The following is an 18,608-nucleotide window of genomic DNA, read 5'->3' as shown; positions in this document are numbered from 1 at the left end:
CGGCGAGGTCTCAGGGAGAGGATTGTGAGGCGACGCGAGTTCATCGCGCTCCTCGGCGGCGCGGCGGCAATCCGGCCGCTCGGCGCGCGCGCACAGCGCTCGCGAGAGCGCATCCTCTATTTCACGCACTCGGCCGGCTACCGGCACGACGTCATACCGCTTTCCAGCGCAGTCCTGACGCAGCTCGGAACGAACTCCGGCGCCTTCGATGTCACTGCAACCGAAGACGTCTCTGAATTCTCGACCGAGAACCTCCAGCGCTATGCCGCGGTGATATTCTACACGTCAGGAGAACTTCCGATGAGCGGCGATCAGAAGGCCGCTCTGCTCAACTTTGTGCGCTCGGGCCGCGGGTTCCTCGGCGTTCATTCAGCCACCGACACATTCTACGCCTGGCCGGACTATCTTGATCTGGTCGGCGGCTACTTCGATGGTCATCCCTGGCATCAGGCCGTGACGATCGACGTGGTTGATCCCAGTGATGCATCGGTGGCGTTTCTCGGAAATTCGTTGCAGGTCGAGGACGAAATCTATCAGATCAGGGACTTCGACGATCGTGGATCACGCGTGCTCCTGCGCCTCGACCCGAACTCGGTGGATCTCGGCAAGACCGGTGTGCATCAACGATCCTATGGCTGGCCTCTCGCCTGGAAACGAACATACGGCGAGGGGCGGGTATTCTATACGGCGCTAGGCCACGAGGCATCGGTCTGGCGCGACGCCCGCTACCAGCAAATCCTCACCAATGCCATCCTCTGGTCGATGCGAAAGCAACCCTCATGATGCGGGCCGCAGCATGGGTGTCAGCACGGGAGATGAGCCGCTTTGGATCCGGCCGACAATCTCGAAGCCATGGCGCTCATAGAAGGACATGTTACGCGGGTTCGAGCTTTCGAGGTAGGCTGCGATGCCTTCCTCGTCGCATCGTCGAAGCGCGTGTTTCATGAGCAATGCGCCGAGCCCTTGCCCGATCCAGTTCGGATCCGCGGCGATCAGGGGCAGATACCAATGCGGGCCGCGGGGATGATGTTCGGCCATGCCTTTCATGACGGCCTCAATATCCTCGGCGATCTCCGGGCGCAGACTCTCCTGCATGATGGCATCCATTTCCGCTTCATCCGGCTCGACGCCTGGCGGCAGCCACAACGCGGCGGCACGAGCCCCTTCGGTGATATAGGCCGTGCCATGCTCGAAAGCCCGGCCGCCAAAAGCATTGGCGAACCGAGGCATTATTCTGAGGTATTCGGAAGGATCAGACCAGACCCAGCGCGCCATCGGGTCGGCCGCAAAACCGAGCACGATGGTGCTGATCGCGTTTGCCCGGATGTTCGCATCCGCAGATCTGACTTCCGGCGCCGCTGACATCGTGTGGTTCCCTCGATCACCCACCGTCAATGTAAGTGCTCGATACCTTCTTTCCAGCCGTCCGAACTTGAGCGCCATTTCCAATAGCGCTCAAGATCTTCGTCCTTTGCGAACGTTCGGCGTGCCGTTCGCATCGGGTGCTTCATCATCGCGGCAGGGAATTTCCAGCCAAGCCTGGAGGCTCATTTCCAGCCAAGCCTGGAGGCTCCGAGCTTCGCGGAGCCCTCACGCAGCGCAGCTTGCTACGCACTCCGGCCCGGCGGCAGGACGACCACGATCGCGCCCGGCTTCACCCGGTTCACGAGATCGATGACGTCCTCGTTGGTCATGCGGATGCAGCCGGACGAGATGGCCTGACCGATATATTCCGGCTGGTTGGTGCCGTGGATGCGGTACAGCGTGTCCTTGTTGCCCTCGTAGAGATAAAGCGCCCGTGCGCCGAGCGGATTATCTGGACCTCCGGCGACGCGCTTCGGGTAGGGGCCGAGCCGGGCCTGGATCTCCGCCGTCGGGATCCAATCCGGCCATTCAGCCGTCTTGCCAACGGTGGCAATGCCGGACCAGGCCAGCGCTTCCTCTCCTACCGTCACGCCGTAGCGGATCGCCTTGCCGCCCGGCAGGACGTAATAGAGATACTTCGAGTTGGTATCGACCAGGATGGTTCCCGGTTGCTCCTTGCGCGTGTAGTCGACAATGTGCCGGCGATAAGTCTCCGGAATGGTCGCCTGCGCATAGCGCGCGTGGGCGAGCAACTGCCGGTCCCTTGCGGTCAAACTGGCATTCGATGACGGCGCAAGCGTTGCTTGCATGCAGCCGCCAAGCAAGAGGCCATGTAGCCCCACCAGTAACAACGCGAGCCCACGCTTCATCATCGCGTGTCCTCCTACCCGTCTTACATGTCTCGATTTGTTGCTCGAAAAGTGCAGAAATCAAGGCGGACGCCGAATTATTTGTTTCACGCGACTCGCCGCGAGCGTGTGAGGCGCCCTGCGGGCCTGCGTCGGCGCCCTTCGAGACCGATAGCTTGCGATGCTTGCTCGAAAGCAGCCGTCAGGCGGCCGATTTCCTCGGAAGCATGCCATCAGCCGGAGCGTCAATTCCCAGCGCATCAATTCTTTGCCGCAGATGGTCGACCAACAGGTCAGCGCCGATAGTCAGGCAGCCACCATGTCCCCCAGGCACCTGAAGCACTTCGACTTGAGAGCTGAGGTGCCGCCACGCCCGGCCGTCATGTTCGGCCGAGTAAAATGTCACGGGGACCTCGAGCGGTGCCGGAAGATATTGCGCCATTGCAATTGAATAGGCATCCCACAACGCGGGCAGAAACGCGCCCTTGACGATCGCATTCCGGTCGCGTCGCCGCGCCTTGGCGTATCGCTCCAGCTGCGCCATTTGCTCGTACATCCAGCGCAGAAAGTGGGGTGAAACGATTGGCTTCATCAAACCGAGGATTGCCCGCGATGCCGGACGGGCAGCGATGGTCGGCGGATCGACCATCGCAACCAGATCAACCTTGTGGCCAGCCGCCATCAGCAGGCGTGCTGCTTCGAACGCCACCATGGCGCCATTGCATTTGCCGCCCAGGAGGAAAGGACCGCTGGTCTGCCTCTCCAGTATATGCGGCAGGCGGTCGGCGGCCATCGCCTCGATCGATGGCGGAACCGGCTCCCCACGGAGACCGTGGGGACCGATGGAGATGATCGGATAATCGGGCCCGAAAAGCTCGACCATTCGCCGCATACCCTCGTGGCCGCTGAGGGTATCTCCATTGAAGAAGTACAGCGGACGCCGATGGCCACCGGCACTGAACTCGAAGAACGGCGTCGCTTGCGCTCCCGTCTGCATGGCGATCTTGGGAGCAAGTTGCCGGATCGTTTCTGCCCCGAACAGGATCGTTTCCGGTACGGGCTGGCCGATGAGTCGCTCGACCTCGATGAGCATTTCCATCGCCAGCAGGGAGTCGCCACCGCGCGCAAAGAAATCATCGTCGATCGTCACGGTCCCGGACTTGAGCAGCCTGCGCCACAGGATCAGCAATTCAGCTTCCAGATCCAATGTCGCTTTTCTCACGCCAGGTAGAGGCTTCGTCGCCTGATGGTTTACGTCGAGCGCCTCACGCAGCCGTCGCCGTTGGACCTTTCCCGTCGCTCCCTTTGGCAGCCGGTCGAGGATCAGAATGCTCCGTGGAATCTTGAACGAGGCCAACTCGCGCTGTAGGAACTGGCGAAGCTCCGCAGGTGTCGTCTGCGCGCCAGAATGGGCAATGACGGCGGCTGCGACGTCATCGCCAAGGCGTGGGTGCGGTATTGCGAAGGCGGCGGCTTCGGCTACGGCCGGATGGCGTAGTAACGCGGATTCCACCTCAGCAGGGGCGATCTTCTCACCCCCGCGGTTGATTACTTCACTCAGGCGGCCGTGCAGGGTCAGGAAGCCGTCTGCGTCGAGGCTGCCGATGTCGCCCGTGCGAAGCCAACCTTCCGTGAAAGCAGCTTGATTGAGTTCCGGCGCATCGAGATAGCCAGACGTCACGGTGGGACCACGAACCCAGATCTCACCTCGCTCACCGGCTGGCACGAGACGTCCATCCTCACCGACAATCGCCACGGTATCAGGCCAGGGTTGTCCGCAAGTCCCTGGCCGGTTCGGCCCGGGCGGCGGCACGTTGGCGGCGATCTGCGCCGCTTCGCTGGAGCCGTAGTGCTCCAGCACCGGCACGCCCAAGATGCGCTGCAGATCGTCCTGCACGTCTTTCAGCAGCGGCGCGCCACCCGATACGACGAACCGCAGAGTGTGCGGCGCCTCTGCATTCTCAAGGTTTCTTGCCTTGTCCAGCAAGGCAGTGTGAAGCGTCGGACCTGCCGAGTACCAGGTTGGCCGCAGCACATCGAGCCACTCATCCAGCGCCACGACGGCACTGTTCGCCGGAAGGGCAATGCTGCCGCCCGTCAAGAGCGGTGTGAAGACCGTGACTTTGAGCCCATGGGAGTAGTGGGGCGATGAAACGCACAGGCAACGGTCCTGGTGTGTGAGTCCAAACCAGGCCTGAAGCCGCGCGGCCGCCGCCAGCATATTGCCATGGCTGAACGGAATGAGCTTCGGCTGCGCGGTCGTGCCCGACGTCTGCAGGATGAAGGCGGGCGAGTTCGGATCAGGCTCGGCGTCGATCGCAGGGAAGTTGGAGACTTGCGCTACGATATTGATTCCAAGCTGACCGGATCCGACCGGAACCACTTCGATGATGGGGAGCTTTCTCCGCTCAGCGGTCCGGCGGGCTTCAGAGGCATTGCCTTTCGGCACGAGAAGTGCGCTCAGGTGTAGCATGTCGAGACGCTGATCGACCTCCGTCTGCGACAGCCGCGGATCAAGAGGAACCGCGATGCTGCAGCAGGCTACGGCAACGATGGTGAGAACCGCGTCCGCGCCGTTCGGCATGAGGATCCCGATCCGGGCGTTGCAATCGAACCCAGCCAAACGCAACTGCCGGCGGATGCCATCCAATTGGCGCTGAAGATCACGGTATGTGAGTGGCGCGTACGTGGAGGAGACAATCGCAGGCCGGTGGGGAAACAGCGCTGCAGTTCGACCGATGATTTGGGCCAGTGTGAATTCGGCTTTAGCCTTTTTCCCATCGCTCATCAGGATGCCCCCTCTGAGATCCAACCGTAGCGGGAAAAAATGGTGAGTGGCGAGAACGAAGATGCCACTAATCCCTAATTTCCATGGATTGTGAAGGTGTGAGGGAACAACCGGCACCGCTCGGTGTTGATGTCGATGCTTCCAGCCGAAAGGTGCCCCCCCGACTGCTGGAAGAAAACCCGTCTCGTTCGGGTTGGCGGCCCCCCGGTTGGGGCCGTTTAATCGAATAGCTCCGGTCTCCCCGTACATCGAAACGAATCGGCCTTAGCGTTCGGCCAATGTTGACAGTCGCCGAGACCGCAGCCACGGATCGCCTGTAGCAAAACAGGACGACTGCTTTCCCATTGACTACGGTTCCGCATCTCCCGATAGCGGACGTTGCCGGTGGCTCGACACCAGAGTCAGATGACATGGAGATCGTTTACCGCCAGGCGGTGTTCAATGACGCGAGACGCCTCCGCGACATTCGGCGACGATCGATCCTTGAACTCGCGCCTCCAACGATGACCGCCGCCGAGGCTCAGGCGTGGGCGTCGAAGCTCACGCTCTCCGGTATGGAGCGAAAGCTGCGCGAGCTGGAAGTGTGGGTTGCCGGGCGGAACGGCATCGTCGCAGGGTGGGGTGCCGTTTCCGGTGACAGGCTGGAGGGCCCGGATACCGCGCCGGAGTTTGCCGGGCAGGGGATAGGTGCCGGATTGCTTGCCATGCTTGAAGGACCGATGCGCGAGCGGCAGTTCCCATCGGTGCATTGCGCGAAATCAACAGACGGATCAAGAAGCCGTCGCCGTGTTAACATCGGCTTGCGCCACTAACGTTCGGCCGCGAACAATCTGACGTTCTCTGTGAGCCCCTTCAGGGAATGACTACCTTCGTCATGAAACCTGATGCTTGATCCCGCGACAAGATCACGGACTGTATTCGACACCAGAACCTGCCCGGGCTTTGCCATCGTCGCGACACGCGCTGCAATGTTGACGGCGATGCCGCTCAGATCATCATCGGTCATTTCGACCTCGCCGGTATGAAGGCCGGCCCTTACTTGGAGCCCAAGAGCTTCAACGCCTTCATTGATCGCCAGAGCGCACCGGATTGACCGGGCAGGGCCGTCAAAGGTTGCCAGGAAGCCGTCACCCATTGTCCTCACCTCATGCCCTCGATGTCGGGAAATCTCCCGCCGCACCAGCGCATTGTGCCGATCAGGCACGTCGTGCCATGCACGATCTCCGATCGTCTCGTACGCGGAAGCCGAAACCGCCTAAGCGTCGTCCCGGCACGCGACCGGCTACCAAACAAGCCAAAAGCCGCCGACGCGCCTTCCGCCGGTCGTGCAACTGATGTAGCCTGATGATGAGCTGCCGAGCGGGACGTGCCGAAGTCCCTTTTGTCTTAGCCGCAGCGATCATGCCGTCGGCAGGCGCGCATCGAAATTGAACCGACGTCTGCGTGTGCGGCCCTGCGGCTCCGCAGAAACTCCGCATGCCGGCAGTTTGGGGAGGCCGCAATGAAAGTTGCACGCCGTCAATTCCTGCATCTGGCAGCGGCCGCTGCCACCGTTCCTGCACTATCCCGTTTCGCCAGCGCACAGAGTTACCCGACGCGACCGGTGCACCTGCTCGAAGGCTTTGGCGCCGGTGGAGCGCCTGACATTGTCGCGCGATTGATCGGCCAATCGCTGTCGGAGCGACTTGGACAGTCATTTGTCATCGAGAACCGCAGCGGCGCTACCGGCAACATCGCCACCGAGGCGGTCGTGCGGGCATCCCCGGATGGCTACACGCTGCTGTTGGTCACCGCAGCAAATGCGATCAATGCGACCATGTTCAACCTTGGCTTCGACGTCATCCGCGATATCGCGCCGATCGCAGGTATCGTTCGTGTGCCCTTGGTTATGGAGGTTCACCCATCGGTTCCCGTCAAGACAGTCGCGGAATTCATCGCCTACGCGAAGGCCAGGCCCGGCAAGGTCAATATGGCGTCAGCCGGAACCGGATCTACGACCCACTTGGCCGGCGAAATGTTCAAAGCGATGGCCGGCGTCGATCTCTTTCACGTGCCTTATCGGGGCGCGCAGGTATTTCCGGCGCTTCTCACCGGCGAAGCGCAGGTCTATTTTGGCCCGCTACTCTCATCGATCGAATATGTCAGGGCCGGCAGTTTCCGCGCCCTGGCGGTAACGACCGTGGCGCGCTCGCCGATATTGCCGGATGTTCCAGCCTTGGACGAAACCTTGCCCGGTTACGAGGCAAGTTCATGGTACGGCCTTGGCGGTCCAAGGCGCACGCCGGAAGAAATCGTCGAAAAACTGAACAGGGAGGTCAACGTCAGCATCGCCGATCCGAAACTCCAAGCGCGGCTTGCCGATCTGGGCGGCACGGCTCTCGGCGGATCGCCCGCCGATTTCGCCAAACTGATCTCGGATGAGGTCAAGAAGTGGAGCAGGGTGGTTTTGGCGGCTGATATGAAACGGTGATAAGCAGCAAGGGGGCACTGCCGAACTACGGGTTCTTCTTTGCCCGCCGCCAGTGCTTGCTGCTCGGTGGGGAGGAAGGGTTGATGCCGGGGTCGCTGGGGGAGAAGATCGGCGAGGGCGTCTTTGCGGACGTTCATGCCTGGGCACCCGGTCAGGTCGTGAAGCTGTTCAAGGCCGGCATTCCGAAGCGGGTGAGCTGGTGGGAGGCGCGGATGACCCGCGCCGTCTTCGCCGCCGGCGGCCCGGCGCCCGAGGTCCTCGACGAGGTAACTTTGGCGGGGCGCTTCGGCATCGTGCTGCCGCGCCTCGACGGACCGACCCTGCTGCAACTGTCGCGCAGCGGCGCCCTGACCTTCGGGCAAGCGGGCGCGATCCTCGCCTCCCTTTACCTATCCGTTCACAAGACGCCCCCGCCGCCGGACGTCCTCTTTCTGCGCGACTTGATGGAGGGCTCGTTGCGACTTTTCGATGGCGTTGTTCCGAAGCACATTGCCACGGGCATCCTCGCCCTGATCGAACGGCTACGGCCCGGGGACGGGCTGTGCCACTGCGACCTCCACCCCGACAACGTGATCATGACGGCGGATGGTCCGAGACTCATCGACTGGGGCGGCGCGGTCCGGGCGCCCGTCGGCCTCGACCTTGCGCGCTGCCACGTCATGCTGTCCGAGATCGCTGCGGAAATCGCCGATAATCCGCAGCGTCCGCGCGCCGTCAATGCGGCCGCGCAGTCCGAGTACGCGCGGCTGGCCGGCATGTCCCAACCGGCGCTAACGGCGGCGGTGGAGCCCTACCTGCCGATCGTCCGCGTATTCGCCCTCCACGGGCGACCGGCGCCTGCCCAACGGGAGCGCCTGATCCAGCGGATCGAAGCAGCCCTGCTCTCGAAGGACTGAGCCGCTCGCGAGCCGGCGTGCCCCGTCGAAGCGACTCGTCACGTCTGAGATGGCGTCATTCTCAGACATCGGTGTACGCAGTAACTACGTCTGCTGATCTTTCAGGCGCGGAGGTTTGCGCCACGCTGGTTTGGCCGGTCCGTTTGACGCGAGGCAGGTAACGATGGGTGCCATTTACCGTCTGGCGAAGCGCACGGACGCAAGTGATCTTCACGACATTCGACGCCGGTCGATCCTCGAGCTTGCGCCGCCCAAAATTTCCGTTGCCGAAGCGCAGGCGTGGGCGTCGAAGCTCACGCTATCAGGTATGGAGCAAAAGCTGCACGAGTTGGAAATATGGGTGGCCGAGCTGGACGGCATCGTTGCCGGATGGGGGGCCATTCGGGCCGACAGGCTGGAGGGCCTGTATACGGCGCCTGAATTTGCCGGGCAGGCGTGGGGGCCGGATTGCTTGGTTGGCTGGAAGGGCTGCTGCGCGATCGCGAGTTCCCTTCGGTGTACGCAGAGGCAAGCTCAAACGCCCACGATTTCTACCTTCGTCGCGGCTATCGGGCAGCCGGCCCGCAAACGCCTAATGGCGCCTGGCCCATCATGAAAGAACTTCTGACCTGAAATCAGGTGTGGGGGAGAATAACCGCGTCGGGCGGCGGCACGGTTTGACGGCCATTCAACCCGCTCGCGGCGCTTGATTTTCGCCCCGCAAGGGGCGACTTTGGCGCCCGCTTGGCGGGGCCTGTTGGCGTCCTCGCAGCGGGTTGTCAGGAGGATATGTTGGCGGACCATCAGGTGCACGATTTAACCCCGGAAGACGTGTCCAGCGGGATCGCGGAAGGGCGCTATCTTCTGGTCGACGTCCGCGAGCCCAATGAAGTGGCGGTGGAAGCCTATCCGGATGGCGTGGTCGTTCCGCTCCAGAGCTTCGATCCGGCGGCGATTCCGGACCCGAAGGGGAAGCAGGTGGTGTTCGCCTGCCGCTCCGGCAAGCGCTCGGTGACTGCATCGCTGGCGGCGCAGGCGGCAGGGCTGCCTTACGACAAGCATCTGGCCGGCGGTATCATCGGCTGGAAGGCTGCGGGATTGCCGACAAAGACCGGCGGCTGATCTCCATCATGACTTCCATGAACAAGGTCTTTGCCGACCTTCCCGTCACCGTCTTCGAGGCGATGTCGCAGGCCGCGCGCGACAACAACGCCATCAATCTCGGCCAGGGCTTTCCTGACGATCCCGGCCCGGAGGACATCCGCCGCGCTGCCGCCGATGCCACCGTGAACGGCTACAACCAGTACCCGTCGATGATGGGTATCCCGGAACTGCGGCAGGCGATCGCCGCCCATTACGGCCGCTGGCACAAGCTTTCCCTCGATCCGATGACGGAAGTGATGGTGACCTCGGGCGGCACTGAGGCACTGACGGCGTCCATTCTCGCCGTCGTCGAGCCCGGCGACGAAGTCGTGGTGTTCCAGCCGGTCTATGACAGCTATCTGCCCATCATCCGCCAGGCCGGCGGTATTCCGCGCCTGTTGCGGCTTGAGCCGCCGGGCTGGCGGCTGACGGAAGAGATGCTGGCCAGCGTCTTCAACGAGAAGACCAAGGCGGTGCTGTTCAACAATCCGCTCAACCCGGCCGCCGTCGTCTATCCCCGCGAGGATCTGGAACTCTTGGCGCGGTACTGCCAGAAGTTCGACACCATCGCGATCTGCGACGAGGTCTGGGAGCACGTGATCTTCGACGGCCGCGAACATATACCGCTGATCACGATCCCGGGCATGCGCGACCGCACCATCAAGGTCGGCAGCGCCGGCAAGATATTTTCGTTGACAGGATGGAAGGTCGGCTTCGTCTGCGCCGCGCCGCCGCTGTTGCGGGTGGCCGCAAAAGTGCACCAGTTCCTGACCTTCACCACCGCGCCGAACCTGCAGGCCGCGGTGGCCTACGGCCTCGGCAAGCCTGACGAGTATTTCTACGACATGCGCAAGGATCTGGCGCGGAGCAGGGATCGCCTCACGAAAGGGCTGGAGAGCATCGGCTTTCCCGTGCTGAAATCGCAGGGCACATATTTCCTCACCGTCGACCTGTCGCCGCTGGGCTTGAACGAGACCGACGTCGAGTTCTGCAAGCGGATCGTGACCGACTACAAGGTCGCCGCGATCCCGGTGTCGGCGTTCTACGAGCAGGACGCGGTGACCTCGGTGGTGCGGTTCTGTTTTTCCAAGAAGGACGAAACGCTCGACACCGCGCTGGAACGGCTGTCGGACGCGGTGCACGGCCGGCGCAAGAGGTAGGACATGCGCGATTCGACTGGAGCTTCACTGCGCCTTTTCGGCGCGATCGCGCTCGCGCTGACGCTCTCTCCTGTGTCGGCGCAAGAGCGCACGGTGAACTTCTACAACTGGTCGAACTACATGGCCCCGGGGGTGCTGGAAGCCTTTACCAAGGAAACCGGCATCAAGGTGGTCTACGACACTTTTGACGCCAACGAGACGCTGGAGACGCGGCTCTTGGCGGGGAAGTCGGGCTACGACGTCGTGGTGCCCACAGGCTATTTCCTGCAGCGCCAGATTACGGCAAAAGTCTTCCTCAAGCTCGACAAGGCGAAGCTGCCCAATCTCGCCAACGCCTGGCCGGTGGTGACCGGCCAGCTCGCCACCTACGATCCCGGCAACAACTACGCCGCCAATTACATGTGGGGCACCACGGGCATCGGCTACAACGTCAAGACCGCGCAAAAAATCCTCGGGGCCGACGCCAAGATTGATAGTTGGGACATCGTCTTCAAGCCGGAGAACCTCGCGAAGTTCAGGGATTGCGGCATCCACATGCTGGATTCCGCCGACGACATTCTGCCGGCAGCCTTGAGCTATCTCGGCATCGATCCGAACTCGACCAAGCAGGCGGACCTCGAAAAGGCCGCCGAGCTCGTCAGCAAGATCCGGCCCAACGTCCGCAAGTTTCATTCCTCCGAATATCTGGGCGCGCTGGCCTCCGGCGAAATCTGCTTCGTGGTGGGCTGGTCGGGCGATGTCATGCAGGCGCGCAGCCGCGCGGCGGAGGCCAAGAACGGCGTCGAGATCGGCTACACGATTCCGAAAGAGGGCGCGCAGATGTTCTTCGACAATCTCGCGATCCCTGCGGACGCGAAGAACGTCACTGAGGCCTACGAGCTGATCAACTACCTCTACCGCCCCGACGTCGCCGCGAAGAATTCCGACTTCCTGTCCTACGCCAACGGCAATCTGGCGAGCCAGAAGCTGGTCGATCCCAAGATTCTGAACGACAGGAATATCTATCCGGACGAGGCGACGCAGAAAAAGCTGTTCGTCATCCAGGCCCGTGATCCGGCGACGCAACGCGTGATCAACCGTCTCTGGACCAGGGTGAAGACGGGGAAGTGACCGGTGAGGCGCGCGGACCTCTCTCCGTCGTCATTGCGAGGAGCGCAAGCGACGAAGCAATCCATGCCTCAGCAAGCGGATAGATCGATTGCTTCGCTCCGCTCGCAATGACGTGGAGAGGTCACGTGCGCAATATAAACTTCTGTTGCCGGAACCCGAGGCGGAATCTATAGCTCCCGTCCGGGAGCATCACATGACCAACATCCTCGCCTTCTTCTCAACCCGCACGCTGCTGCAGATCATCTTCGTCCTGGGGGCGACTGTTGCGATGAAAGCGTGGAGCCTCGGCCTGTTGTTCGGGGGATAGTGAAGAACCTGTAGCCCGGATGGAGCGCAGCGTAATCCGGGGACTTCAGCCGGTTGGGAGAGTGCGCCGGGTTGCGCTGCGCTTCACCCCGGCTACGCTCGCTACGAAACCGGCCTTACCGCCACCTTCTGTGCAGCCACAGCCACTGGTCCGGATATTCACGCACCCAGCCTTCGATCACATCCGTCACCGCCTGCATTGTGCCCTGGATGTCGATCTGCCCCGACGCATCGCGCGCCGGCTTGACCTCTTCGGAGAGCTCGGCGCGGAAGCGGTGGTTGGGCAGGCGGATGATGCGCACGCCGTGCACGGGGCATTCGACCTGCCGTAATAGCCGCGCCAGCGTCGGGTTGGCCTTGGTCTTGCGACCGAAGAACGTCACCTCGACGCCATTACCCATGTACTGATCGACCAGCATCGCGACGTGCTGGCCTCGCTGCAGCGCTTCCGCCAGTTTCAGCGGCGCCTCGCGCCCCGCAGGCACCAGCGTGCCCATCTTGACGGCGCGGATGCGCTCGATGGCGCGGTCGGCGGACTCGATGTTCGGGCGGCGGAACAGGATGGCGCAGTCGAGCCCATGGGCGACTGCGCCGAGCGCCGGAATCTCCCAATTGCCGAGATGGCTGGCGAAGATGATGGCCGGCTTGCCGTCGTCGCGCAGGGCATCGAAAATCTGCTTGGTCCGCGGGGTGAACTCGATGCGGCTCGGCTTGTCCGGCTGGTCGAGGTCGTAGTCCCAGATGTGGTCGAGATGGGCGAACTCGGCGCCGATGCGGCCGAGATTGTCCCACACGCCGGCGAGAATGGTCTCGATCTCTTCCGGCGACTTCTCGGGAAAGGCGGCTTTGAGATTCTCGCGCCCGATGCGGTCCTCGCGCAGCCTTCGGCCGATGAAGCGGGTGACGCGGCCGAAGAAGTTGGCTGTCTTGTCCGGGTCGAAATAGCGAGTGGTGCGGAGCAGGGCGATCGTCAGCGCGCCGACGGCGGCTTCCGCCACGGGCTTTCCGGCATCGCGCAGGCGCGCCTTGGTGCGTAGGAGCAGGCGGTTCATCGTGATGAGTGGCGTACTGCTACAGCGGTTCGCGCGTCAGGATCAGCGACGCGTTCTGCCCGCCGAAACCGAACGAGTTGGACATCACCGCCGTCACCTTGGCATCGCGCGCGGTGTTGCCGACCACGTCGAACAGGATCGACGGATCCGGAATCTCGTAATTGATGGTCGGCGGAATCCGCTGGTGCTCCAGCGTCAGCAGCGAGAATACGGCTTCCACCGCGCCGGCCGCCGAGATCGTATGCCCGACCATCGACTTGTTCGACGACACCGGAATTTTCGGCAGATGATCGCCGAACACGACCGCGGTCGTGTTGTATTCCATCTTGTCGTTTTCCGGCGTCGCAGTGCCGTGGGCGTTGATGTGATCGATCTGCTCCGGCTCGAGGCCGGCGTCGGCCAGCGTCTTGCGCATGCAGCCGATGATCGGCTTGCCGTCCGGGCTGGAGCGGGTGCGGTGGAACGAATCCGTCAGCTCGCCGCAGCCGGCCACCACACCGAGAATTTTTGCGCCGCGGGCCATCGCCGACTCATAGCTTTCCAGCACCATCGCGCCGGCGCCTTCCGCCATCACGAACCCATCGCGGTTCTTCGAGAACGGCTTTGAGGCGGCCCGCGGCGGATCGTTCTGCGTCGACAGCGCCGACAGCAGCGAGAAGCGCACCATCGCTTCGGGGTTCACCGAGCCGTCGGCGCCGACGCACAGCGCAGCATCGGCCTCGCCGCGGCGGATCGCCTCGACGCCGAGCTGGATTGCGGTCGCACCCGAGGCGCAGGCAGTTGAAAGCGAGATCGGCGATCCCTTGGTGCCGAACTTTTCGGCCAGATAGCTCGCCACCGAACCGAACATGAAGCGGCGATGATATGCGGTGAACCGTCCGCCGCCGCTGACGTGCAGCATGTCCCCGTAATCGAATTCGGTCCTGCCGACGGCGCGTCCGAGCTCGAGCCGCTGCGGCCACTCGACTTCGACCGGCGCGACCGCCAGAAACAGCGGTCCGGGAAAATCGGCCTTGCCGCCGATATCAGCCTGTTCGAGCGCTTCCTCGGTCGCCATCGCAGCGAGACGTTCGGTGAGGCCGGTCGACGAGAACGGCTCGACGGTGACGAAGTCGACGGTGCCGGCCATGTTCGTCTTCAGGCCGTCGATCGGAAAGCGCGTCACGGTCCGGATGCCGGATTCGCCGGCGGTCAGCCGGGTCCAGTTGTCGGTCTTGCCGGCGCCAAGCGAGGTCACCACGCCCATGCCGGTGACGACGACGATCGGCCTGCCGAGTTTATCGCGTGGTGCTGACATGGTTCCCCCGTCGCTGCTGCGCCGTAACGCGCGAGATGGCGTTCCCTCGGATCGTCATCCCGCCCTATCCCTTCTTGAGCATGATCTTTTCGGAAAACCGGTATCCACTTTTCCGGATCATGCTCCAAGCGCTGTCGCGCTCATCTCTTGCTCTGGCCGTGATGCCGCAAGCCTTCTTGCGGGAATCACGCTCTACTTGATGGCCTCGACCAGGGCCATGCCTTCGCCCTGCCAGTGACCGGCCCCCACCACGACTATCTGGTCCGGGCTATCAGCCTTTTCAACCTCGAGCCCGGTCGGGTCGTTGGGCGGAAACAGCGCGCCGCGGGAGATCGAGAGCGCGGCCAGCGCCAGGCCGAGCGGAAACTGGGTCTCCAGCGTGTGGCCGAACATGGTTCCGGTGGCGCGGATCGCGAATCCAGGGTGCTGGCGCAGAAACGCCTTCTCGTCCGAGGTCACCGGCTCGGCGCCGGTCGCCCCCGTGATCAAGCTGCCGCTGTTGCCGACGCCGAGCTTCGGCCACAGTGCTTCCAGCGATCTGGTCACCGCGCCCGGCTGCTTGCGCTGCGCGAGGTCGGCGACCACCTTGGTCAGTTTGGCATAGGGCTTGGCGCCGCGGGCTTCGGCGTGCTCACGGGACTCCAGCACCAGGAAGCAGCCGGCCGAGCCGAGCGCGAAGCCGCTCTTGTCTTCGCGTTGCCAGACGGGAGCGAACTTGTCGGTCAGATTGAAGTCGCCGAATTCGTAGAGGATCAGCAGGTCCATCCGCTCGCCATTGTGGGCGGCGCCGACCAGCGCGATGTCGCTTTGGCCGCTTTCGATCCGTGCCAGCGCAATCCGCGCCGCGTCGATGGAGGCGGCTTCCTCGCCCATGAAGGTGCGCGACGTGCCGCAGACGCCGTGGACGATGGCGATGTTACCGGCAAGCAGGTTGGAGAGCTGGGCCAGAAACAGCGTCGGCCGCAAATCGTTCATCAGCCGTTCGTTGAGAAAGCCCGGACCCGAATTGCCCTTGGCATCGGCGTTGAGGATCGCCGCATCGACCGCGATGTCGCGCTCGCCGCCGCCGGCGGCGACGATCATGTCCATTCTGGCAAGGATTTCCTTGTTGCCTTTGACGCCGGCCGAATCCAGCGCCAGCCCCGCGGCATAGGTGCCGATGCGCTGCCAGGCTTCCATCTGGCGCTGGTCGCCCTTCTTCGGAATCTGGGCGTCGAAGCTTACCGGCGCCAGCGGGTGCACGATATGGGGCGCGAACCGCTTGTCGTCGACGTTGATCTTCTTTTCGTTCAGCGCATCCCAGTGCGCATCGAGCCCTTCGCCGAGTGAGGAGACGATGCCGATACCGGTGATCCAGACTTCCTTGGCGCCCGCGGATTTTGGCTCAGTCATGCGTAATCGCCTGCAGTGGGAAGCCGATCTTGTTGGCCATCGCGTCCATATGCACGCGCAGGGCCGGGTCGGGGAAGGGGGCAAGGCCGAAGGTGAGTTCAGCGCTGCACTTCAAGTCCTTGCCGATACGCCCCTTGACCTTGGTGACGGCAAAACCGGAGCCTTCGTGCTCAAGCTTCGCCTCGATCGTCAGCAGCGAGCCGGGGCTGACGAACCCGCGCATCTTGGCTTCCTTCACGATGGCCAGGAACGGCATGCGCTCGAACTTCAGGACGCCGAGTATCAGCCAGCCGGAACTCTGCGCCATCGCCTCGGTGAGCAGGACCCCGGGCATGATCGGGAAGCCGGGGAAATGCCCTTCAAAGATGGTGTGAACGGCCGGCACCTGCGCCTCGACCGTGATTTTCTTCTCGTCGAGGTCGAGGTCGACGATGCGATCGATCAGCCGAAAATAATCGATGTCCATGGCGGGCGATTACGCGCCCGGGGCTGCATTCTTGGCGGCGACCAGTTCGTCGATACGATCGGCGAGATTCTGCAGTACGAAATACTGCTCGGTCGTGGCCTTGCCGTCGTTGACCTCCTGGGTCCATTTTTCGAGCGGCATCTTGATCCCGAACGCCTTGTCGATGGCAAAGGCGATGTCGAGGAAGTCCAGGCTGTCGATTCCCAGATCGTCGATGGCGTGGCTCTCCGGCTTGATCGTGTCGCGCGGAATGTCGCAGGTCTCCGCGATAATGTTGGCGATCTGATCGAATGTGGAAGACATCATTAAGCCTTTGATATACTGGAGAAATTCCGGAACGGCTTGGAGGAGGCGGGTGCGCGGCCCCGGAAGGCCCTGTTCCCTCGGCCGGAGTCGAGTGCCCGTATATCGGAGCAGGGCGCTGAGTTCAATGGAGGGAGGCGGTTCGGACGGGGAGGGATTTATGGGCAAAGGTGGCGGTTTTTTGGTTCCGGGGGAGCGGTGCCTGAGCACGCGTAGGCCGGATGGGCGGAGCGACATCCGGGTCTTCCACCTGGGGGTCTCATCCGGCCACTTGCCGCAACTTGCACAGACGAGACCTCCGGCACGTTATCTGCCGGCCGCAATAGGATAGAGCATCCCCGATGGTAAGCTTGGACGAAGAGATTCTGCTGAATCAGTTGGCACAGGGGATCGTAAGCGCTTCAGAAGGCGACGTATGGTTCCAGGCGCACAACGAAGATGCCCAACGTAGGCTGCTTCTTGGTTTGAATGTCCTCATCCTGCAGGCGAGTCCACGACAGGAAGACGCGGTCGTTGCGGTTTCCGAAGCCCGGCTGAAGCAGACGCTTACCCCAAGCGTGTTGATCATGAAGCCAGATCTCAAGGTTCAACTGGCGAAACTCGTGAGGCTTCCGGAATCTGAACTGCCCAGAGTTTTCAAACTGCTCATCAAGTTACTTGCGGTCGCAGACAATAGGCGACGCAGGGAGAAGCCGTTAGATCCCGTGAACCATTGGTGGCACAGAGACCTGAGCGACCCAAAGGTCGTGAATGACATCAAGCGGACTAAAGCTTGAAGCAAGTTCAGCCCGAACGAGTGAGGCGACATCCAGTCCCGATGTCCGGGCAGCCCCGCATATCGCATGCGCTACTTGTCTGGGAACGAGAACTCGGGTCAGCGAAAGAACGACACGTCTTGCGGTCGTCATTCAGGTTGACAACGACCGCGACCGAGCCAACTATAATGACCGGTTGATACACCCGCCGCTTGCGCCCTTCGGGATGGTGAACGTATCAAATCTCTCGGCCCTCGCTATTGGCGAACGGGTCGGCAAGGCAAGCCCCGATCTCCTCCGTTCGCCGATACGGGTGCTCTCATGCGCGATTTCCGCGATGCCAAGGCCATGGCGCGTTCCCTGCGCGATGCCTTGACTGCCAAGGCTGTGCAAACCACGCACAGCGAGTCTTTGGAGCTGATCGCGAAGGCGTTCGGCTACGATAACTGGAATATCCTGTCCGCCAAGATCGAAGCGGTCCGGCCACCTTCCGGCCAAGCGGGCAGTCCGCAGAATCCGGCATCACAAGCCAGGCTTCTCTATTGCTCGTTCTGCGGCAAGAACCAGGACGAGGTGAACAAACTGGTCGCCGGACCTGCGGTGTTCATCTGCGACGAATGTATCGACCTCTGCACCGACATCGTCGACGAGCAACTTCTTCGCCTGATCGAAGGCGACGAGGCGGGCGCCCGCACCATGTCGACCGACAGGCTGCATCACTACGTCGTACACGCAGAGAAGGGAGCGGAGCGCAACCGACTCGCATTGCAGCGCATCGCGAGCGTGCTCGCGCTTCGCGAGAGAGGGTCGGCAGCGGACGGCGAGACGTCGCTATCGCCCAGCCTCGCCCAGTTGAAGAACAAGACGCCGGACGAATTGCGAACCATGCAGGCGTATTCGCGGGCTCAGCTGCAGCGCTATGAGCAGGCGCTGCGAACCGCGACGGTGATCGTCGGCGAACGGACCCAATAAAGGCCCTACGAGACGTGACACTGGATGAGGTCGGCGATTGCCGACCTCGCGTTAGTGGACTTGATCACGCCGCCTGCGGACGCGACTTGCGATAACCGAGATAGCCGAGGCCGGCGAATCCGATCAGCATCAAGTGGGTAGGTTTTGCACAAAGGATAAAACGCGCAATCAATCCGATTTAATATTCATGTCGCGCCTCAATTGAAGTTATTAAATTTATCATCGGCGATCTTTCCGGAGGCATGTTGACAAGGCAATGCAGGAATTTTAATGGATTATTAATGGCTAAATTGATTCGGCTTGGCG

The 18,608-nt window shown here is 62.4% G+C and carries 18 protein-coding genes and 2 pseudogenes; 11 read left to right on the top strand and 9 right to left on the bottom strand.

The window, feature by feature from the left end; translation table 11 throughout:
• The first annotated feature begins 24 nt into the window (after positions 1-24).
• Positions 25-783, top strand: a complete 759-nt coding sequence (locus tag CQ12_RS31645) for a ThuA domain-containing protein (RefSeq protein WP_057839200.1) — start codon at positions 25-27, stop codon at positions 781-783.
• Here the strand turns inward: CQ12_RS31645 and CQ12_RS31640 are convergent.
• From CQ12_RS31640 to CQ12_RS31630, 3 genes are all read right to left on the bottom strand, one after another.
• Positions 778-1,365, bottom strand: a complete 588-nt coding sequence (locus CQ12_RS31640; protein ID WP_057839199.1) for a GNAT family N-acetyltransferase — start codon at positions 1,363-1,365, stop codon at positions 778-780. The two genes, CQ12_RS31645 and CQ12_RS31640, sit on opposite strands and share 6 nt — an antisense overlap.
• A gap of 242 nt (positions 1,366-1,607) precedes the next feature.
• Positions 1,608-2,237, bottom strand: coding sequence for a L,D-transpeptidase (locus CQ12_RS31635; protein WP_063799851.1), 630 nt, complete (start codon positions 2,235-2,237; stop codon positions 1,608-1,610).
• 178 nt (positions 2,238-2,415) lie between these two features.
• A complete protein-coding gene (locus tag CQ12_RS31630; protein ID WP_083519556.1) occupies positions 2,416-5,001 on the bottom strand; it encodes an AMP-binding protein in 2,586 nt (861 codons plus the stop codon).
• 410 nt (positions 5,002-5,411) lie between these two features.
• On the opposite strand from CQ12_RS31630, the gene CQ12_RS31625 reads away from it, so the two are divergent.
• The gene (locus CQ12_RS31625; protein ID WP_057839198.1) at positions 5,412-5,813 is read left to right on the top strand and encodes a GNAT family N-acetyltransferase; all 402 of its coding nucleotides are present in this window, start codon (positions 5,412-5,414) and stop codon (positions 5,811-5,813) included.
• On the opposite strand, the gene CQ12_RS31620 is transcribed toward CQ12_RS31625, so the two are convergent.
• On the bottom strand, positions 5,810-6,181 hold the full coding sequence (locus tag CQ12_RS31620; protein ID WP_283807428.1) for an adenylate/guanylate cyclase domain-containing protein: 372 nt from the start codon (positions 6,179-6,181) through the stop codon (positions 5,810-5,812). The genes CQ12_RS31625 and CQ12_RS31620 overlap by 4 nt on opposite strands.
• Before the next feature lie 321 nt (positions 6,182-6,502).
• Here CQ12_RS31620 and CQ12_RS31615 point away from each other — a divergent pair, with 321 nt between their 5' ends.
• The 6 genes from CQ12_RS31615 to CQ12_RS31590 all read left to right on the top strand — a co-directional run bounded on the left by CQ12_RS31615 (position 6,503) and on the right by CQ12_RS31590 (position 11,759).
• The gene (locus CQ12_RS31615; RefSeq protein WP_057839196.1) at positions 6,503-7,471 is read left to right on the top strand and encodes a tripartite tricarboxylate transporter substrate binding protein; all 969 of its coding nucleotides are present in this window, start codon (positions 6,503-6,505) and stop codon (positions 7,469-7,471) included.
• An 83-nt stretch (positions 7,472-7,554) separates the two neighbouring features.
• Positions 7,555-8,367 carry an aminoglycoside phosphotransferase family protein gene (locus CQ12_RS31610; protein WP_057839195.1) on the top strand — a complete coding sequence of 271 codons (813 nt, stop codon included), beginning with the start codon at positions 7,555-7,557 and terminating at the stop codon, positions 8,365-8,367.
• A 163-nt stretch (positions 8,368-8,530) separates the two neighbouring features.
• Entirely contained in the window at positions 8,531-8,962 is a 432-nt protein-coding gene (locus CQ12_RS31605; RefSeq protein ID WP_157088611.1) for a GNAT family N-acetyltransferase, read from the top strand.
• Positions 8,963-9,135: 173 nt separating this feature from the next.
• Entirely contained in the window at positions 9,136-9,468 is a 333-nt protein-coding gene (locus tag CQ12_RS31600; RefSeq protein ID WP_057839193.1) for a rhodanese-like domain-containing protein, read from the top strand.
• Between the two features lie 8 nt (positions 9,469-9,476).
• Positions 9,477-10,649 (top strand): aminotransferase, encoded by a 1,173-nt coding sequence (locus tag CQ12_RS31595; protein ID WP_057839192.1) that lies wholly within the window; start codon positions 9,477-9,479, stop codon positions 10,647-10,649.
• Between the two features lie 3 nt (positions 10,650-10,652).
• On the top strand, positions 10,653-11,759 hold the full coding sequence (locus CQ12_RS31590; RefSeq protein ID WP_057839191.1) for a polyamine ABC transporter substrate-binding protein: 1,107 nt from the start codon (positions 10,653-10,655) through the stop codon (positions 11,757-11,759).
• 422 nt (positions 11,760-12,181) lie between these two features.
• Here CQ12_RS31590 and CQ12_RS31580 read toward each other — a convergent pair whose 3' ends face one another.
• The 5 genes from CQ12_RS31580 to CQ12_RS31560 all read right to left on the bottom strand — a co-directional run bounded on the left by CQ12_RS31580 (position 12,182) and on the right by CQ12_RS31560 (position 16,575).
• The gene (locus CQ12_RS31580; protein ID WP_057839189.1) at positions 12,182-13,117 is read right to left on the bottom strand and encodes a lipid A biosynthesis lauroyl acyltransferase; all 936 of its coding nucleotides are present in this window, start codon (positions 13,115-13,117) and stop codon (positions 12,182-12,184) included.
• Positions 13,118-13,136: 19 nt separating this feature from the next.
• The gene (locus CQ12_RS31575; protein ID WP_057839188.1) at positions 13,137-14,414 is read right to left on the bottom strand and encodes a beta-ketoacyl-ACP synthase; all 1,278 of its coding nucleotides are present in this window, start codon (positions 14,412-14,414) and stop codon (positions 13,137-13,139) included.
• 192 nt (positions 14,415-14,606) lie between these two features.
• Positions 14,607-15,806, bottom strand: a complete 1,200-nt coding sequence (locus CQ12_RS31570; RefSeq protein ID WP_057839187.1) for a beta-ketoacyl-ACP synthase — start codon at positions 15,804-15,806, stop codon at positions 14,607-14,609.
• The gene (locus CQ12_RS31565; RefSeq protein WP_057839186.1) at positions 15,799-16,272 is read right to left on the bottom strand and encodes a 3-hydroxyacyl-ACP dehydratase FabZ family protein; all 474 of its coding nucleotides are present in this window, start codon (positions 16,270-16,272) and stop codon (positions 15,799-15,801) included. Before CQ12_RS31565 ends, CQ12_RS31570 begins: the two co-directional genes overlap by 8 nt.
• A 9-nt stretch (positions 16,273-16,281) precedes the next feature.
• A complete protein-coding gene (locus tag CQ12_RS31560; RefSeq protein ID WP_028346689.1) occupies positions 16,282-16,575 on the bottom strand; it encodes an acyl carrier protein in 294 nt (97 codons plus the stop codon).
• Positions 16,576-16,925: 350 nt separating this feature from the next.
• On the opposite strand from CQ12_RS31560, the gene CQ12_RS31555 reads away from it, so the two are divergent.
• The 3 genes and pseudogenes from CQ12_RS31555 to CQ12_RS47495 all read left to right on the top strand — a co-directional run.
• Positions 16,926-17,351, top strand: coding sequence for a DUF5958 family protein (locus CQ12_RS31555; RefSeq protein WP_157088609.1), 426 nt, complete (start codon positions 16,926-16,928; stop codon positions 17,349-17,351).
• 300 nt (positions 17,352-17,651) lie between these two features.
• Positions 17,652-17,822: pseudogene (locus tag CQ12_RS47315) on the top strand (glyoxalase superfamily protein); the annotation flags it as partial.
• A gap of 42 nt (positions 17,823-17,864) precedes the next feature.
• A pseudogene (locus CQ12_RS47495) lies at positions 17,865-17,973 on the top strand (ClpX C4-type zinc finger protein); the annotation flags it as partial.
• Between the last annotated feature and the right edge of the window lie 635 nt (positions 17,974-18,608).

Source organism: Bradyrhizobium jicamae, from assembly GCF_001440395.1.
GTDB lineage: Bacteria > Pseudomonadota > Alphaproteobacteria > Rhizobiales > Xanthobacteraceae > Bradyrhizobium > Bradyrhizobium jicamae.
The sequence above is the reverse complement of the archived record's forward strand: the minus strand, read 5'-3'. Positions and strand labels throughout refer to the sequence as shown.

Bases quoted from the DNA above. Each gene is read 5' to 3' on its own strand.
- CQ12_RS31575 (WP_057839188.1), bottom strand. From the start codon at position 14,414: ATGTCAGCACCACGCGATAAACTCGGCAGGCCGATCGTCGTCGTCACC.
- CQ12_RS31565 (WP_057839186.1), bottom strand. From the start codon at position 16,272: ATGGACATCGATTATTTTCGGCTGATCGATCGCATCGTCGACCTCGAC.
- CQ12_RS31605 (WP_157088611.1), top strand. From the start codon at position 8,531: ATGGGTGCCATTTACCGTCTGGCGAAGCGCACGGACGCAAGTGATCTT.
- CQ12_RS31610 (WP_057839195.1), top strand. From the start codon at position 7,555: ATGCCGGGGTCGCTGGGGGAGAAGATCGGCGAGGGCGTCTTTGCGGAC.
- CQ12_RS31595 (WP_057839192.1), top strand. From the start codon at position 9,477: ATGACTTCCATGAACAAGGTCTTTGCCGACCTTCCCGTCACCGTCTTC.
- CQ12_RS31570 (WP_057839187.1), bottom strand. From the start codon at position 15,806: ATGACTGAGCCAAAATCCGCGGGCGCCAAGGAAGTCTGGATCACCGGT.
- CQ12_RS31600 (WP_057839193.1), top strand. From the start codon at position 9,136: ATGTTGGCGGACCATCAGGTGCACGATTTAACCCCGGAAGACGTGTCC.
- CQ12_RS31580 (WP_057839189.1), bottom strand. From the start codon at position 13,117: ATGAACCGCCTGCTCCTACGCACCAAGGCGCGCCTGCGCGATGCCGGA.
- CQ12_RS31630 (WP_083519556.1), bottom strand. From the start codon at position 5,001: ATGAGCGATGGGAAAAAGGCTAAAGCCGAATTCACACTGGCCCAAATC.
- CQ12_RS31640 (WP_057839199.1), bottom strand. From the start codon at position 1,365: ATGTCAGCGGCGCCGGAAGTCAGATCTGCGGATGCGAACATCCGGGCA.
- CQ12_RS31635 (WP_063799851.1), bottom strand. From the start codon at position 2,237: ATGATGAAGCGTGGGCTCGCGTTGTTACTGGTGGGGCTACATGGCCTC.
- CQ12_RS31625 (WP_057839198.1), top strand. From the start codon at position 5,412: ATGGAGATCGTTTACCGCCAGGCGGTGTTCAATGACGCGAGACGCCTC.
- CQ12_RS31590 (WP_057839191.1), top strand. From the start codon at position 10,653: ATGCGCGATTCGACTGGAGCTTCACTGCGCCTTTTCGGCGCGATCGCG.
- CQ12_RS31615 (WP_057839196.1), top strand. From the start codon at position 6,503: ATGAAAGTTGCACGCCGTCAATTCCTGCATCTGGCAGCGGCCGCTGCC.
- CQ12_RS31560 (WP_028346689.1), bottom strand. From the start codon at position 16,575: ATGTCTTCCACATTCGATCAGATCGCCAACATTATCGCGGAGACCTGC.